Below are 1,919 nucleotides of genomic sequence, written 5' to 3'. Positions count from 1 at the left end.
GCAGCAGTTCGTTTTCGACTTTCTTACGTTTTGCTTCAGATACTGTGAAGTTAATTGATTCAGTCTGGAAGTTCTGTTGTAGCTCAGCAATCAGTTGCGAGGCGGCTTTAAAGTCAGTTGATTCAATTCGTACCTGCGCACGAGCACGCCATTCTCTTAGCTTACGGTTGTCGTTGTCATAGACTGGATAGGTATGCTGTGAACCAGTTTCAATTTTTACCGTAGGATATTTTTTAGCAGTATTAATGGCCTGCGTCATCAACTGATTGATTTGTGCTGCCAGCTCAGCCGGCTGTTTATTAGATTTTTCAACAAATAAATTGGCGTTCATCAAGTTATTGGAAATATCGCGGCTGGCTTCTGCTGAGATATTCACCACATTATAATTCAAGGTTTCTTCAGGAGCTGCGAAAGCGGCAGAAGATAATGCGCCGAGCAAAGCAAGCGCTGAAAAAGAAGAAAGACGCATTTTGTTGTCCTGTTTTAGTGGAATTGTTGGCCTTTGGCCTTGTGCTGATCATAAAATACTAAGGTGGAAATGTGTTGATATTCCGAAATTATTGTCGTTGGATTGTTAAAAATATATTTTATTTATTGTAGATGTATCGGAAATAAATGTGATTAAAATTATATGCTTATTGAGATAATTGTTTGATAATTACACTGTTGTATTCATGACAACAAAATTGCATAAAATGTTTAAGGTTCCTTGTCATTGCCATGCATAAAGTTGATAATTTAGACAGCAACATTTTTTGATATATTTTTTTCAATAACAGCCGAGGCAAATTGATACTAAAAGTTGTTTATTTTCCTGAAAAAAACTGTATCATCCGCCTCTCCTAGTTACAGAATAGAAAATTGTCTAACTAGATTGTATAAAGCACCGAGTCAAACGACCGCAAGTCACCAGACTTATTTCTTTCAACCCATATCAGAGATGGTAATTCGATATGAGCGTTTCTTCTGTAAATCCTGCCACCAATTCCACAAACGAATACTACTTGACTCGCCAAAGTCAGATGGAATCGAATGTGCGTAGTTATCCACGTAAATTACCGTTAGCGATAGCGAAAGCACAAGGTTGCTGGGTTACCGATGTTGAAGGTACGGAGTACCTTGATTGTTTAGCTGGGGCAGGGACATTGGCATTAGGCCATAATCACCCTGCGGTCATTCAAAGTATCCAGGACACACTTGCAAGCGGTCTTCCACTGCATACGCTGGATCTCACCACTCCTTTAAAAGATGCTTTTACTGAGGCACTTCTTGCTTACCTGCCAGGTGGTAAAGAAGAATATTGCCTGCAGTTCTGTGGTCCATCTGGTGCAGATGCGACTGAAGCAGCGATTAAACTTGCTAAAACCTTTACTGGCCGTAGTTCAGTGATCAGCTTCTCTGGTGGCTATCACGGTATGACTCACGGTTCTCTTGCAATGACAGGTAACCTGTCTGCGAAGAACTCGGTGAATGGTTTAATGCCAAGCGTTCAATTCATGCCATATCCGCATGAATACCGTTGCCCATTGGGTCTAGGCGGTGAAGCGGGCGTTGATGCTTTGACTTATTATTTCGAAAACTTCATTGAAGATGTCGAAAGCGGTGTAACCAAGCCAGCAGCTGTGATTCTTGAAGCGATTCAAGGTGAAGGTGGGGTGGTAACAGCACCTGTAAAATGGTTGCAGAAAATCCGTGAAGTGACTGAAAAACACAACATTGTGTTGATTCTTGACGAAGTTCAAGCAGGCTTTGCGCGTTCAGGCAAAATGTTCGCATTCGAACATGCTGGTATCGAACCTGATGTGGTTGTAATGTCTAAAGCCGTTGGCGGTAGCTTGCCACTTGCAGTACTGGGTATTAAACGTAAGTTCGATGCATGGCAACCTGCTGGCCATACCGGTACTTTCCGTGGTAACCAG

The 1,919-nt window shown here is 41.8% G+C and carries 2 protein-coding genes; one reads left to right on the top strand and one right to left on the bottom strand.

Annotated elements, in window-relative coordinates:
- Positions 1-469 (bottom strand): SIMPL domain-containing protein (locus tag B4J23_RS13475; RefSeq protein WP_291361313.1); only part of this gene is annotated, 469 nt, incomplete at its 3' end.
- A 484-nt stretch (positions 470-953) separates the two neighbouring features.
- Here B4J23_RS13475 and B4J23_RS13470 point away from each other — a divergent pair.
- Positions 954-1,919 (top strand): diaminobutyrate--2-oxoglutarate transaminase family protein (locus B4J23_RS13470; protein WP_291361311.1); only part of this gene is annotated, 966 nt, incomplete at its 3' end.

The organism is Acinetobacter sp. UBA3025 (assembly GCF_002367915.1).
Classification (GTDB): domain Bacteria; phylum Pseudomonadota; class Gammaproteobacteria; order Pseudomonadales; family Moraxellaceae; genus Acinetobacter.
The sequence above is the reverse complement of the archived record's forward strand: the minus strand, read 5'-3'. Positions and strand labels throughout refer to the sequence as shown.